12 protein-coding genes are annotated in these 14,741 nt (G+C 61.9%); 5 read left to right on the forward strand and 7 right to left on the reverse strand.

Annotated elements, in window-relative coordinates; all coding sequences use genetic code 11:
* Window positions 1–13: 13 nt before the first annotated feature.
* On the reverse strand, window positions 14–673 hold the full coding sequence (locus PQQ95_RS06840) for a 3-oxoacid CoA-transferase subunit B (RefSeq protein ID WP_408436047.1): 660 nt from the start codon (window positions 671–673) through the stop codon (window positions 14–16).
* 10 nt (window positions 674–683) lie between these two features.
* The gene (locus tag PQQ95_RS06845; protein ID WP_408436049.1) at window positions 684–1,388 is read right to left on the reverse strand and encodes a 3-oxoacid CoA-transferase subunit A; all 705 of its coding nucleotides are present in this window, start codon (window positions 1,386–1,388) and stop codon (window positions 684–686) included.
* Between the two features lie 1,323 nt (window positions 1,389–2,711).
* Here PQQ95_RS06845 and PQQ95_RS06850 point away from each other — a divergent pair.
* Both PQQ95_RS06850 and folE read left to right on the forward strand, forming a co-directional pair.
* Window positions 2,712–3,641, forward strand: coding sequence for a LysR family transcriptional regulator (locus PQQ95_RS06850; RefSeq protein WP_408436051.1), 930 nt, complete (start codon window positions 2,712–2,714; stop codon window positions 3,639–3,641).
* 124 nt (window positions 3,642–3,765) lie between these two features.
* Entirely contained in the window at window positions 3,766–4,404 is a 639-nt protein-coding gene (gene folE, locus PQQ95_RS06855; protein WP_408436053.1) for a GTP cyclohydrolase I FolE, read from the forward strand.
* A gap of 20 nt (window positions 4,405–4,424) precedes the next feature.
* On the opposite strand, the gene PQQ95_RS06860 is transcribed toward folE, so the two are convergent.
* The gene (locus PQQ95_RS06860; RefSeq protein ID WP_408436055.1) at window positions 4,425–5,330 is read right to left on the reverse strand and encodes a DMT family transporter; all 906 of its coding nucleotides are present in this window, start codon (window positions 5,328–5,330) and stop codon (window positions 4,425–4,427) included.
* A 338-nt stretch (window positions 5,331–5,668) separates the two neighbouring features.
* Here PQQ95_RS06860 and PQQ95_RS06865 point away from each other — a divergent pair, with 338 nt between their 5' ends.
* Complete coding sequence (locus tag PQQ95_RS06865; RefSeq protein WP_408436057.1) at window positions 5,669–6,706, forward strand: VTT domain-containing protein; 1,038 nt, start codon at window positions 5,669–5,671, stop codon at window positions 6,704–6,706.
* Window positions 6,707–6,752: 46 nt separating this feature from the next.
* Here PQQ95_RS06865 and PQQ95_RS06870 read toward each other — a convergent pair whose 3' ends face one another.
* Window positions 6,753–7,622, reverse strand: a complete 870-nt coding sequence (locus PQQ95_RS06870) for a CHAD domain-containing protein (protein WP_408436059.1) — start codon at window positions 7,620–7,622, stop codon at window positions 6,753–6,755.
* Window positions 7,623–8,039: 417 nt separating this feature from the next.
* On the opposite strand from PQQ95_RS06870, the gene PQQ95_RS06875 reads away from it, so the two are divergent.
* Window positions 8,040–9,626, forward strand: coding sequence for an inorganic phosphate transporter (locus PQQ95_RS06875; RefSeq protein WP_408436061.1), 1,587 nt, complete (start codon window positions 8,040–8,042; stop codon window positions 9,624–9,626).
* Between the two features lie 101 nt (window positions 9,627–9,727).
* Here the strand turns inward: PQQ95_RS06875 and ppk2 are convergent, their stop codons facing one another.
* Both ppk2 and PQQ95_RS06885 read right to left on the reverse strand, forming a co-directional pair.
* Window positions 9,728–10,654 carry a polyphosphate kinase 2 gene (gene ppk2, locus PQQ95_RS06880; RefSeq protein ID WP_408436063.1) on the reverse strand — a complete coding sequence of 309 codons (927 nt, stop codon included), beginning with the start codon at window positions 10,652–10,654 and terminating at the stop codon, window positions 9,728–9,730.
* Window positions 10,655–10,847: 193 nt separating this feature from the next.
* Window positions 10,848–11,285, reverse strand: coding sequence for a VOC family protein (locus PQQ95_RS06885; protein ID WP_408436065.1), 438 nt, complete (start codon window positions 11,283–11,285; stop codon window positions 10,848–10,850).
* Between the two features lie 261 nt (window positions 11,286–11,546).
* On the opposite strand from PQQ95_RS06885, the gene PQQ95_RS06890 reads away from it, so the two are divergent.
* Window positions 11,547–12,593 (forward strand): S1C family serine protease, encoded by a 1,047-nt coding sequence (locus tag PQQ95_RS06890; protein ID WP_408436067.1) that lies wholly within the window; start codon window positions 11,547–11,549, stop codon window positions 12,591–12,593.
* Window positions 12,594–12,789: 196 nt separating this feature from the next.
* Here the strand turns inward: PQQ95_RS06890 and ggt are convergent, their stop codons facing one another.
* A complete protein-coding gene (ggt, locus tag PQQ95_RS06895; RefSeq protein WP_408436069.1) occupies window positions 12,790–14,523 on the reverse strand; it encodes a gamma-glutamyltransferase in 1,734 nt (577 codons plus the stop codon).
* Window positions 14,524–14,741: the final 218 nt, after the last annotated feature.

Raw genomic sequence — 14,741 nt, forward strand, 5'->3', positions numbered from 1 at the left:
TCCGGCTACGCCTTCAGGCCGCGCGAGCCGCTTGCGTGCCGTCGATCAGCGGCACGCCGGTCAGTTTGTGCAGCGCATCGAAGTCGATGTCCGAGAAGATCTCACGTACGACGAGGCCCTTGTCGGTCACGTCGATCATCGCCAGGTCCGTATAGATGCGGTCGACGCAGCCGACGCCCGTAACCGGGTACGTGCATTCCGCCGCGATCTTGCTTTCGCCCTGCTTGGTCAGATGCTCCATCATCACGTAGACCTGCTTCGCGCCGATTGCCAGATCCATCGCGCCGCCGACTGCCGGAATCGCGTCGGGCGCGCCGGTGTGCCAGTTCGCCAGATCGCCCTTCGCCGACACCTGGAACGCGCCGAGCACGCAGAAATCCAGATGGCCGCCGCGCATCATCGCGAACGAATCTGCGTGATGGAAATAGGCGCCACCCGTCAGCAGCGTGACGTGCTGCTTGCCGGCGTTGATCAATTCGTCGTCTTCCTCGCCCTTTGCGGGCGCCGGGCCCATGCCAAGCAGGCCGTTTTCGCTGTGCAGGAAGATTTCCTTATCGGCAGCGAGGTGGTTGGCCACCAGCGTGGGCACGCCGATACCAAGGTTCACATAAGCGCCTTCAGGGATATCCTGGGCAACGCGTTTGGCCATTTCATCGCGGGTCAGTTTTTTCATGTCGGTCTCCTCAGGCGGCGGTCGCGGATGCAAGCTCGGCTTGATGCACAGCTTGCGGCACTTCGATGACGCGTTGCACGAAGATGCCTGGCGTGACGATATTTTCCGGATCGAGTTCACCGAGCGGCACCACTTTCGACACCTGCACGATGGCCGTTTTCGCCGCGCTGGCCATGATCGGCCCGAAGTTGCGCGCGGTCTTGCGATAGACCAGATTGCCCCAACGGTCGCCCTTGAATGCCTTGATCAGCGCGAAATCCGCATGCAGCGGCGACTCCAGCACGTAGTGCCTGCCGTCGATCAGACGGGTTTCCTTGCCTTCGGCGAGCTTGGTGCCGTAAGCCGTGGGCGTGAAGAACCCGCCGATGCCCGCGCCCGCTGCGCGAATGCGTTCGGCGAGATTGCCTTGCGGCACCAGTTCGAGTTCGATTTCGCCGGCGCGATAGAGCGCGTCGAACACATACGAATCGGTTTGGCGCGGGAACGAGCAGATGATCTTGCGCACGCGTTTGGCTTTGAGGAGCGCCGCGAGGCCGATGTCGCCGTTACCGGCATTGTTGTTGACGATGGTGAGTTCGCGCGCGCCCTGTTCGATGAGCGCGTCGATCAGCTCTGACGGCATGCCGGCCGTGCCGAAGCCACCGATCATGACAGTCGCGCCGTCGTGGACATCGGCGACCGCCGCTTGAAGTGACTCGAAAATCTTGTTGATCATGTCGAATTTCCTTTTGGGCACTGCGTGCCGCTGGGCTTTCTGCCTTTTTGCAGGCTAGGGCTTGTGCGAGACGGTCTCCGGGCCGGTGCTGGCGGCGGCTCGCTGGATCAGGATGCGGGCTGGCGTCTTCTGGTTTGTTCGTCTTCCATTTGTTCGTTATGTGAACATGGATTCGATTAGCGAACGATTGAGGCGATTATGGTTGCCTTTTGGGCGGGTTGTCAAGGTGGGGGGTTCCACCTAATCATAGGTTTTTTGCCTGCCCGGCTGGGGGCGTCGCCCATTGAAGTGGTTGCCTTTACGGTGCCTGATTGGCGGGGGGTTTGCCTACGGCGTTGGGTTTTTTGATTTTGTTTTGCTGTGCGGCGCTTGTTTGTCTGTTCGTCTGAGGTTTTGGGCTTTCCTCGGGCTGGCTTCTTTGGCCTTTCCTTGAATTCTTATTGGTCTATTAGCGTCGCCCCTGTGCGGGGCGGGCACTTACTTCTCTTTGCCGCCGCAAAGAGAAGTAAGCAAGAGAAAGCGGCTCAAACCGCTAGCGCATAAGCGGGTCCCCCGCACAGCCACGGTAGTGGTGCATCTGGAATCTGTGCTCCCGCACATTCGGCGTCAGTGACAAGGCCGTCATACTTCCCGCCTTGCACTGCGTGCTCGCCGGAAGGGAGCATCCGGAACCATTGGCTTCGTTGGGTGAGGGTGCCGGTTTCGTCCTGGCGATGCGCCGGCTGGGTGAGTGTTTTTCGAAAGGTCACTGACGCTGAACCTAGCCATCAGCAAGCGCAGGTAGGTGCCAAAAACAGCAGGCGGCATTCTGAAATGCCGCGGGTTCGGAAGTACCCGGGTTCCGAATGCGGGGGCGGGCTTCTAAATTACCGCTGAGCGCAAAAACGGCGGCTGGTTTGATGAACTACCGCCACGGCGCGCGCAGCGCCGCCGGAAGTATGAGTGCCTTGTCACTGACGCCGAATACGCGAGGACACGGATTCCAGATGCACCACTACCGTAACTGCGTGGGGGACCCACTTAAGAATTAGCGGTGTGAGCCGCTTTCTCTTGCTTACTTCTCTTTGCGGCGGCAAAGAGAAGTAAGTGCCCGCCCCGCACAGGGGCGACGCTAATAGACCAATAAGTAATCAAGGAAAGGCCAACGCCATAAGCCCCCACACCAAGCAAATGCCAACCCCATAAAAATAAAAACAAAGACAAGAAAGCGCCGCAGGCAAAGACCCCCCCACTATCCAAAACCAGGATTATTAAACTACCCTCTATCCAGATACGAAATACAAAACCCCCAAACCCCAAGCGCCGCAGGCAAACCGACCCACCATGCCCGACCCAAACCTGGATCTGAACCTGATCCCCTACCTGGTAGCAATGGAAGACACCCGCAATGTCAGCCGCGCAGCGGAGCAGTTAGGCGTCAGCCAACCCCGCGTCAGCACCGCACTAGGCCGTCTGCGGGAATACTTCGACGACCCGCTCTTCGTTCGAACCTCGAAAGGCATGGAGCCCACGCCGCGCGCGCTCGCCATCCTCCCCGCGGCCCGCGATGCGCTTCTGCGTATCGAAAAAGGCATGCTCGAAGTGCAGGACTTCGATCCGGCCACCAGCACCCGGACCTTCTCCATCGCGCTCTCCGATGTCGGCGAAATCGTCTTCCTGCCGCGGCTCCTGCAGCTCTTCGCCGAACGCGCGCCGCATGCGAATCTGCGCTCGGTGTCGCTCTCGCCCTCGCACGTGGAACGGGGACTCGAATCGGGCGATGTCGATCTCGCCGTGGGCTATTTCCCCGATCTGTCGGGCAATAACTTCTTCCAGCAACGGCTCTTCACCCATCGATTCATCTGCCTGATGCGCACAGATCATCCCCTTGCGAAGGCGCCCCTCACACTGCCTCAGTACGTGGCGTCGGGTCACGCAGTCGTGCGTGCCGAAGGACGCAGCCAGGAAGTCCTCGAACATTACCTGGAAAAGAAGCGCATCAAGCGCCGCGCCGTACTCGAAACGCCGCACTTCATGAGTCTGCCGTTCATCCTGGCGCGCACCGATCTGATCGCGACAGTGCCGCACGCAATCGGCTTCGCGTATGTGTCGGAGCATGCGTCGATCACGCTGGTCGAGCCGCCGCTGCCGTTGCCGCGCTTCGATCTGCGGCAGCACTGGCATCGCAAGTTTCATAACGATCCGCGGGCGAGCTGGCTGCGCGGTGTCGTCGCCGAACTCTTCAACGACGACATGGACGAGTGGCCAAAGTAAGCACACGTCCCGACCGCGAGAGGGGACATCGACGCGACACGACGCAAAACATGGAACAATGGCCGCACTCATTGAACCCGCGCGCTCCGTTGAGCGTCGACGCGCAATCCCAGAGGAGCGACGGATGGCCAGCAGCAAAACGAAGAAAACCAAACCCGCGGCCGCAGTGGACCGCCCCAGCCGCGAAGAAGCTGAAGCAGCGGTACGCGTGCTGCTGCGTTGGGCCGGCGACAATCCCGAACGCGAAGGCCTGATCGATACGCCATCGCGCGTGGTGCGGTCTTATGAGGAGTTCTATGCGGGTTATCAGATCGATCCGCGCGAGATCCTCGCCCGCACCTTTTCGGAAGTGGACGGCTACGACGAAATGATCGTGCTGAAAGATATCCGCTTCGAAAGCTATTGCGAACATCACATGGTGCCGATCATCGGGCGGGCGCACGTTGCCTATCTGCCTGAACATCGGGTGGTCGGCATTTCGAAGCTGGCGCGCCTCGTGGATGCGTTCGCCAAGCGTCTGCAGATCCAGGAAAAGATGACCGTGCAAATCGCCGACACGTTGAACGAGGTGCTGCAACCGGCGGGCGTCGGCGTGATTCTCGAAGCCGCGCACCAGTGCATGTCCACTCGGGGGGTGCACAAGGCCGGCGTCACGATGGTCACCTCGCGCATGCTGGGCACGTTCCGCACCGATCCGTCGACGCGTCGCGAGTTCCTGTCGATCGTGGGCAATCCGGGTGTGGTGGCCGTCGCCAATACCTGATAGCGATTCGGCCGCCGCTTTCACGCCGCACTGCGCGCCGTCCGCATCTGGCCGAAGGTGGCGAGCAGCACCGCGCCAAGCACGCACGCGACACCCGCAAGTTGCGCTGCACTCACGGGCTCGCGCAACACGACGGCGGCCAACGCCACCGCGCTCACCGGTACGAGCGCGGTCATGAGCCCGGCTTCCGCGCCGCTGATGCGCGCAGCGCCCGCATACCAGAGAACGAACCCAGCCACGGTCGGCACGAGCGCGTAGTACAGCACACCGTTCAGGGCGCTCGCATTGAACGGCATACTCCACGGTCTTTCGAAACATGCCGGCACGAGCGCCACCGCGAAGCCGATGCCGCACATCAGCGCCGACAGTGGCAGCGGGGGCACCGGCGTGCGTAACTTGCGATTGAGCAGGATAAAGAGCGCCTCGCAAACAATCGCCGCGAATACCAAAGCGTTACCCGCCAGCGAACTGGCCGCATGCGGCGCGGTGAAATCGTCGATGCGCACGGTACACACCAGCACCCCGAAGGTGGCGAGGACAATTGCACCGATCAACGCGGGCGCGGGGCGCTCACCCAGCGCGAGCATGGCGACCACCGCCGACACAGCCGGCAGGGTGCCGGCAATCACGCCTGCATCGGCGGCCGAGGCGAGCTTCATACCGCTGATGAGCAACACCGTATAACCGACGCTGCCCGCTCCCGCCTGCGCGATCACAAGCAACGTATCGTGCCGGTCGAGACGAGGCCAGCGCACGCCACGCCAGCGCATCACCAGCACAAACAGGGGAAACGCGATGGCAAAACGCAATGCAGTCGCGCTAAAGGGCGGCAAGCCGCTTGCGATCGATTTGCTGACGACAACCGTGCTACCCACCCCAATCATCGCCAGCGCGCAAAACAGGTATCCGATGTACCGTGAGTTCATGCCGCTGTCCTGTTCCGTTGAACGAGCAGACAGACTAGCGGCGGCGAACACGCGCGGTCTTGAACGAAATTGCAGAGAAGCCGCCGTTCAGCGGGGCGAGGCGTACTGTCAGGACGAACAGGCGTCCCGCTTCATGCCATAGCGGTGCGATTCGGGTTGGCGGTCAGGCAGGGGCCCGGCGCTGTATACAGGCCCATCGGGTATCCTGATCGAAATAGGATCCCGCCGACGCGAACCGAACAGGCATAGGGATCGACGCCCCGGGAACACGCTTTGCGTCCCGCCAGAACGGGCCGCCGCCGAAGCGCGGCCCAACCGTCACAACAGGAGTTCCGCAATTGGTAGAGTTTCCGTCGTCGGCGGTTTCAACGTGGGGCGGCGTGTTCGTTTTTGTGAACGTCCTGTTGACGCGGCTCGGCCTGCCGATTCCCGCCGTCCCGGTGCTGCTCTTCGCGGGCTCGGCGATTGCCGCCGGCACGCTGTCTTTCTGGCCGATTCTGTTCGCCGCCGTGCTCGGCGCGCTGATCGGCGACGGCGCATGGTTCGCCGCCGGCCGCATCTACGGCCGCAAACTGATCGCGGCCCTGGGCCGGATTTCCCCAGCGGTCGATGCCAGAGTCGACAAGGCCCGCTCGCTATTCGAGCGCTTCGGCGTCCCACTCGTGTCGATCTCGAAGTTCGTCCCCGGGCTGGGACTCATCACCCCGCCGCTCATGGGTACGACCGCTGTGGATAGCCGCATCTACGCTGTGTGGGACCTCGCCAGCGCGCTGGCGTGGGCGACCTTCTGGCTGCTCGGCGGCGCGGCGGCGGAACGGCAGTTGCATATGCTGCTCGCCTTCGTCAAAGCACGCGGCGGCACGGTGATCGACATCCTGCTGGCCGCAGCGCTGGCCTATCTGGTGTACCGCCTGCAGCAGCGACGCCGCGAACGACGCCGTTTCGCGGACGCCGCCTCCGCGGCTGCGTCGCAAGCGGCAGCCGGCGGATGGCGCCGCATCACGCCGCCCAAGGTCCTGGATGCCCGTCCACCCGCATCGACGGGCGAAGCGCTGCGCCCCATTCCCGGCGTACTGACGCTCGACCCGCACTCGCCGGAACAGATCGACGGTGCGCTGCTCGTCCATGACATGGTGATTTACTGCATTTGCCCGGACAGCGCGACCGCCGTCGAGATCACGCAGCGGATGCGCCTGAACGGCTACACGCGGATTCGCGCCTTGAGGGGCGGCCTCGACGCCTGGCAAAGGCGCGGTTTTCCCGTCGAACCTCTCGCGCCGGCGGACGAACCGGGCCGCCGCAAGCGCACGCCGGAGCCCTACGGTGAGGTACGTGGCGCGGTAACGCTGCGCGGGTTCGCCCCCCGGCGCAGCTGAGGCGTCCGTGCGAGCCCCGGAGTGACCGGCTGCCCTTCGCACCGCGTCACAGTTTGCGCAGCAGCCTCGCCGCCGCGCGCATCCGGCGTTTGCGCTCTTTCCTGAACCAGTCCCGCGCTGCATCGATATCGCTGGACCCAGCCAGCAAGTCAGCATTGTCGCGCAGCAGCATCTCGCTTGCGACGATATCGTTCAGCGTACCGAAACGCTTCTGAATCTGCTTTAACCGCTTCAGGACACGTTTGTGACTGCCGCTTAGAACCGGCTCGAAAAACTCGAGCAGATAGCGCACTTTTTTCCCCGCCTTCCTGACGTCGTGAAATGCGGTGTAGTTGGAGCGCTTCGTGCGAGACGCGCGTTTTATGCGTTTTTTCAGCGAACGTTCGGAAACGGCGACGCGCGTGTCGGCGAATTTTTGCAGCGGCACGCGCTCATGGGCCGTGTTCAATTCCTTATTGGCGCTGGTCAGTGCGTCTTGCAGCAAATGTTTGACGTCCGCGTTCGACAGCGTTTCACGGCTCGTCGCCAGCGCGCCGCCGCGCGCCGCCTGGAGTTGGGGGGTCATCTCGTGCGCGATGCGCTCGTCCTGAGCAACCAGATCGATCAGGATGTCCCAGTCGCGCGTCTTGCCGGCTGCCGTCGCCAGATATTTATACAGCGCCCGTTGGCGCGTATTCTCGCCTTTGTCCAGCAAAGGCTCAAACGCCCACCACAACGAACGCAACCGCCGCAGCGACACACGCAGTTTGTGCAACGCTTCCGGCGACGCGTCTTCGCGCACCGCATCGGCATGTTCGATCGCCTCATCGACGAGGGGGGCCGCGTACGATGCAAAGGCCACCTCCGCCGATGGCTCTGTGCCGGCCGGCTTGCTATCCGTGGTCTGTTTGCCGGTTTTCCGGCTCGCTCGCTTCATCGAACCTCCTTCAGAAGGCACCTTAGCGCCAGCCTAGCAAAAAAAGGTCCCGAGAAATATACGCCGACGCATCGTCGAAACCGTACGAGAAGCGGCGCCAGTCAATACGCGTTGCATGGACCGCAGGCCGCAGCCAGTCATGGTGGCCGACTGGATCGCACGAGTCCGTATGCGACCCTAATGGCAGTTGAACCGGAAAATCCATTCCACTGCCCAAGCGCACTTCGAACATAGTTCTTTTCGGACCACGTATCGCTCCGACGCGCCGCGCACGCGGCAGTCTTTCCCGTAGCGCCAATCTGGACGCGCCTTTCCGCGTACGCCCGCTCCGCATAACGGTCACGTCATTGTCATCATTGCGACACATAGCCACAGCAGCATCGACAGTTCCCCGCGACAAACTTAAGGGCTCATGCCATGCCGGAACTTTCGTACCCACAACCGAGCACTGCAAGTGGAAAGGGGCGCAATCTAGGCCTCATCATTTTCCTCATCGTGATTGCGATCGGCGCAGTTTATTGCGCCATGCATCTGGCAACCGATCTGGAACCGGTGCGCGAAGGCTCGTTCCTACCCTATCTTCTGCTCGGCGTTGCGCTACTGATCGCGCTGGGCTTCGAGTTCGTCAACGGCTTTCATGACACCGCCAACGCGGTTGCGACCGTGATTTACACGCATTCGCTCGCGCCGAACATTGCGGTGGTCTGGTCCGGCGCATGGAACTTCCTCGGGGTGCTGACTTCAACGGGTGCAGTGGCATTCGGCATTCTGCAGCTGCTGCCTGTCGAACTGATTCTGCAAGTGGGTAGCAGCGCGGGCTTCGCGATGGTCTTTGCGCTGCTGATCGCGGCGATCATCTGGAATCTCGGCACCTGGTATTTCGGTTTGCCTTCGTCGAGCTCGCATACGCTGATCGGCTCGATCATCGGCGTCGGCCTGATGAATCAGTTGCTGCACGGCGCAAATGGCACGAGCGGCGTGGATTGGAATCAGGCGCTCGGCGTCGGCAAGTCGCTGCTGTTTTCGCCGCTGGTCGGCTTTCTCGCCGCCGGTTTGTTGCTGCTGATCCTGAAAGCGGTGGTGCGGGTTCCGGCATTGTATGCCGAGCCTAAAGGCAAGGAACCGCCCCCGTTCTGGATTCGAAGCCTGCTGATTCTGACCTGTACCGGCGTTTCGTTCGCGCACGGTTCGAACGACGGGCAGAAAGGTATGGGCCTCATCATGCTGATCCTGATCGGCACGGTGCCGACGGCATATGCGCTGAACAAGGCGGTCACGCCGGCCGAAACGCAGACCTTCCTCGCCGTGGCACAGCAGGCCTCCACGACGCTCAGCAAGTACGCCCAGGGCGCCGCGCCGTCCGCCGATCCGCGCGGCGACGTCGAAGAATACGTGCGCACCCGCCATTTGACGCCGGCTACCTTGCCGGCCTTGCAGCAGTTGACCACGGTGATCGGCCAGCAGGTCGGCGAGTCCGGATCGATGGCGGCCGTGCCGCAAAACATCGTCGATAACGTCCGCAACAACATGTATGTCGCGTCCGAAGCCATTCGTCTGATGGAAAAGAGCAAACAGCCGGCCTTCTCCCCCGAAGACGCGAAAGCCATCGACAACTTCAAGGCGCAAACGGATCACGCCACGAAGTTCATCCCGACGTGGGTCAAAGTCGCCGTGGCGATTGCCCTGGGTCTCGGCACGATGGTCGGCTGGAAGCGCATCGTCGTCACCGTTGGCGAGAAGATCGGCAAGCAGCATCTGACCTATGGGCAGGGCGCTTCGGCTGAAGTGGTGGCGATGCTGACGATCGGCGCGGCCGACATGTACGGCTTGCCGGTCTCGACGACACACGTGCTGTCGTCAGGGGTGGCCGGCACCATGGCGGCCAACGGTTCCGGCCTGCAATGGGGCACGGTGCGCAGCCTGGTGCTCGCATGGGTGTTGACGCTGCCGGTCTCAATCGCGCTGGCCGGGGGCTTGTACTGGCTGTTCCGGATGGTGTTCTGAAACTGCTGCAATCGCTGATGCCGGGTACAAAACCGGCATCAGCGAAATAAAAAAAGCGCGGCGATTGCCGCGCTTTTTCATTTCACCGAGCCGAAAATCGATCAATAGATTTCAGGCACGATCATCGAGGACGGCACCGGCTGGCGGCTATATTCGTCGTGATAGACCCGCGCCGGCAATTCGATAAGCGGGTGCTCGATCTCGTGATACGGCACCTGGCTCAGCAGATGGTGAATGCAGTTCAGACGCGCGCGTTTTTTGTCGACCGCCTGCACGACCCACCACGGCGCCTCGGGAATATGCGAGCGCTGCAGCATGACTTCTTTCGCCTGCGTATAGGCTTCCCAGCGGCGCCGGCTTTCCAGATCCATCGGACTCAGCTTCCACTGCTTCAGCGGATCGTGGATGCGGTTCTGAAAGCGGATTTCCTGTTCTTCGTCCGTGATCGAAAACCAGTATTTGAGAATCTGCACGCCACTGCGCGCCAGCATCTTTTCGAATTCCGGCACCGAGCGGAAAAACTCTTCGTACTCGTCGTCGCTGCAAAAATTCATCACGCGTTCGACGCCCGCGCGGTTGTACCAGCTGCGGTCGAACAGCACCATTTCGCCGCCGGCCGGCAGATGCGACACGTAACGCTGGAAATACCATTGCGTACGCTCACGATTGTTCGGCGCCGGCAGCGCCGCCACGCGGCACACGCGCGGATTGAGCCGCTGCGTGATGCGTTTGATCGCGCCGCCCTTCCCGGCCGCGTCGCGTCCTTCGAAAATCACCACCAGCCGATGGCCGGTCTGCACGATCCAGTCCTGCAGTTTGACCAGCTCGCCCTGCAAACGGAACAACTCGCGGAAGTACACCTTGCGCGCTTCGCGATGCTCGGGGGTAAAGCCCTCAGCGCCGTCGATGATGCGGTCGTCGACCTCCATTTCGAGTTCCTCGTCATAGGCATCGATGAGGTCCTCTTCGAAACGGCGTTGCCGTTCTGCCATGACTTCGGCCTCGGGTCTCGGATCCAGCTCTTTCATTGCGACTCTCCTGGCAACGGAAATGGTTAAGCGCGCGGCGTATGCGCGTCGCGAACGGGTTCGATTATCGAAGCGCCAGGTGTCAGCCGTGTTACCAACGCGGCCGCCGCACCTTGGGGCGATGCATGCCCGCCGGCGGTTTGCGCACCTTGTAGTCCATCCATGATAACGAGTTTAGCGCTGCCGCCCAGCGCTAACGCAACGGTTTCGCGAAGCTGAGCTCGTGGCCATCGGGATCGGTGATGTGAAAATAGCGCTCGCCCCACGGCGCATCGGACGGTTCGAACGACGGCTTCAAACCCGCCGCCAGCGCCTTCCGGTAGAGCGCGTCGACGTCCGAGACATACATGATGACGCGGCCCCACCAGTTGACGGGTGCGCGTGTGTCGACGATCAGGTTCAGGTACGAGCCGCCGAATGCAAACGAGGTAAACGCTTCCTGCGAACCACCGAATTTGATCGGAAAACCGAGCGCTTCGTAAAACAGCACCGCACGGGGCATATCGCGGGTGGCGAGCGTGATGGCGCTGAGGGACTCGATGTGCGGTTCGGTTGGTTCGGTCGAGTCTGTCGGCGCACTCGATGCGCTCGACGAGGCAGAGGCTGCGGCTGACGTGGTGGGCGAGTTCATGGCGACTGTCTCCTTGGTACGGGGGGCACCGGAAGGACTTCTATGACGTGAGCCCCGGCAGTGCGCGATTTGGCTTTGGCTTTGGCACGAACGCAGGCGTCGGTCCAGGCATTGGCCGGCATTCCACCTCGGGCAACGCCCGCTTCGGCGTGGTCCCCCACAAGAAAGTGTCTCACAGGCAGCCCGCGCCCCCACCCTGCCCGCACTTGAAAACCCGCGCGCCGCCCCGCATCTCGATTTCCGTTTATCCGGAGCATCGCCATGGGAAGCCGTCCACGCTTCATCGATGACCTGTCGCGCGCCGCATCCGACGCCCCCGGGCACGATCCACTCACTGTTTTATCCGACGACGCCCTGCTCGACGCCTATTCCCGCACGGTAATTGGCGCGCTGGAACGCGTTCAGCAGGCGGTCGCCTTCATTTCCGTCGAGCGACGGCTACCCGGCGCTCCTGCCGGGCGCGAAAGCCGCGGTGCGCGCGGCGGCACCGGCTCGGGCTTTCTGTTCACGCCAGACGGCTATCTGCTCACCAACAGCCACGTCGTGCACGGCGCCACGCATATCGAGGTGACGCTCGGCGACGGCGCGAAGTTCGACGCCGATCTGGTCGGCGACGATCCCGGCAGCGATCTGGCAGTCCTTCGCATCGGTTCGCCGGAGCCGCTGCCGCACGTCGAACTCGGCGAATCGTCGAAGCTGCGCGTTGGCCAGATCGCGATCGCGGTCGGCAATCCCCTCGGCCTCGCGCAAACCGTGACGACCGGTGTCGTCTCGGCGCTTGGGCGCTCGCTGCGTTCGAATTCGGGCCGCATGATCTACGACGTGATCCAGACGGACGCCGCGCTCAATCCCGGCAATTCAGGCGGCCCGCTGATCAATTCGGCCGGCCAGGTGATTGGCGTGAACACCGCGATCATTCCCGGCGCGCAGGCGATCTGCTTCGCCACCGCGATCGATACGGCCAAGTGGGTCATCATGCAGATCTTCGCGCACGGCCGCGTGCGGCGCGCGTACATCGGCGTGGCCGGCACCATAAGGCCGCTGTCGCGCCGTGTGCAACGCTATTTCGGCCTGAGTTCGGAGAGCGGCGTGCATGTCATGGAAATCGTCAAAGGCAGCCCGGCCGCGCTCGGCGGCCTGCGCACCGACGATACGATCGTCGCGATCGATGCGCTTGCCGTGCAAGACGTCGATAGCCTGCAACGCACGCTCGATGCATCGCGTATCGACAAGCCGGTCAATGTGACTGTGTTGCGCGGCGCGCAACGGCTCGAATTGACCTTGACGCCAGTCGAGCAGACAAGCTGATTCGCTCGACTACCCGCGACGGACGGAGAGAGGCCTCGTAGTCAAGCGAACCCGGCGCCCAAAGAGCGCCCACACGCCATAAATCTCGCGGATAAAAAAGCCTCACGCTCGATCGAGCGCGAGGCTTCTTTTCTGCATGCGGCGCATCCGCAAAGATGCGCCGCTTAAATACACCTAAGCGATTGAAGTCAAACGCTCACTGAATCACCCGCGTCACGCCACGGCCGCGCGGATCGGCTGCAGCTTCCGGCGTATCGCCATTGACCTTGATCGCCTGGATGTCGCCGCTGAAATCCTGCCCCTTCAGCGTGTAACCCTTGGCTTCGATCTGCTTGGCGAGCTCGCCTTCGATCGGCTTGTACGGCTCCCAGAAGATCGTGTTCGGCGGCAACAATTGGTGATGGAAGCGCATCGCCCCCACGGCTTCCTGCAACGGCATATTGAAGTCGTAGACGTTGTTGATCACCTGGAAAATCGACGTGAAGATGCGCGAGCCACCCGGCGTGCCGATCACGAGCGACACTTTGCCGTCCTTCGTCAGAATCGTCGGGCTCATCGACGACAACGGGCGCTTCTTCGGTTCGATCGAATTCGCGTCGCTGCCCACCACGCCGAACATATTCGCAACGCCCGGCTTCGCGGAGAAGTCGTCCATCTCGTCGTTCAGCACGATACCCGTGCGATCCGCCACCACGCCCGAGCCAAAGTAGCCGTTGATGGTGTACGTATTCGACACGGCATTACCCCACTTGTCGATCACCGAGAAGTGCGTGGTTTCCGCTTTCTCCGGCATCGACGTGCCCAGACCCGGTTGCACGCTCTTCGTATCCGATGGCGTAGTCGGGTTCACTTCAGCGGCACGTTTCGCGATATACGCGTCGTCGGTCAATTGTGCGACCGGCACCTTGTAGAAGTCCGGATCGCCGAGATACTGCGCACGATCGGCGAACACGCGCTTCTCGATTTCAGCGATCAGGTGCACGTACTGTGCGGAATTAAGCGTAACGTCCTTGAAGTCGGGCGCGATGTCGGCCTTCATCTTCAGCAACTGCACGAGACCGATACCGCCCGAACTCGGGGGCGGCGCGGTAATCACGCGATAGCCGTTCCAGTCGGCCTGGATCGGCTGACGCCATACCGCCTTGTATTGCTGCAGGTCCGCCTTCGTAATCAGGCCGTGTCCACGCATGGATGCCGCGATCAGATCGGCCGTCTTGCCTTGATAGAAGTCTTTCGCACCCTGATCCGAAATACGCTGCAGCACGGCGGCGAGATCCGGTTGTTTGAAGTTGACACCCTGCTTCAGGTTGCCGAAATAGGTGTCGAAGTTGGTCTTGCCGGCAAAGTCTTTCGCAGCATCGTCACGGCGTTGCTGCAATTGCTCGCTGACTTCAAAGCCGTCGCGCGCATAGTGAATCGCCGGTGCGAGCACCTGCTTCCATTTGAGTTTGCCGAAGCGGCGCTGCGCTTGCCACATGCCGTCGACGGTGCCCGGCACGCCCACCGCGCGATAACCGAACAGGCTCATGCCCTTGATAACCTCGCCCTTGTCGTCGAGGTACATATTCTTGGTGGCCGCCAACGGCGCGCGTTCGCGATAATCGAGGAAGTATGGTTTGCCGTCGACATACAGCGTCATGAAACCGCCGCCGCCGATGTTGCCCGCTTCCGGATACGTCACGGCAAGCGTGAAGGCAATCGCAACGGCTGCGTCGACGGCGTTGCCGCCTTCCTTGAAAATCTGTTCCGCGGCGTCCGCGCTGTACTTGTCGGCGACCGCAATGGCGGACGCCGTGAGAATCGCCGGCTGCGCTTGCGCGGGCGCTTTGGCAAGGGCCGGAGTGACTTCGAGAAAACCGCTTGAAACAGAGACGAGTGCAACTAGCGCAAGTCCGCTAACAGACGATCTGGCATGGTGAAACAACTTCATTGGATATCCCCCAAGACGACTTTTTCATCTGACGATAATGAAAGCTGTCTTGGGCTTATAACATGCCGGTCCACCAATTGCGAAGCGCTTGCACGCATACGGTGCATGCTGCGGCACACAAAAAACACTCGGTTCAATGTCGCGAACATTCGCGAGTAGCCATGCTCGAATCGGCATCGAACGCAGGCGGTGCGCCGCACCATGAGGCACAGCACAGC

The organism is Paraburkholderia caffeinilytica (assembly GCF_046030355.1).
Classification (GTDB): Bacteria; Pseudomonadota; Gammaproteobacteria; order Burkholderiales; family Burkholderiaceae; genus Paraburkholderia; species Paraburkholderia caffeinilytica_B.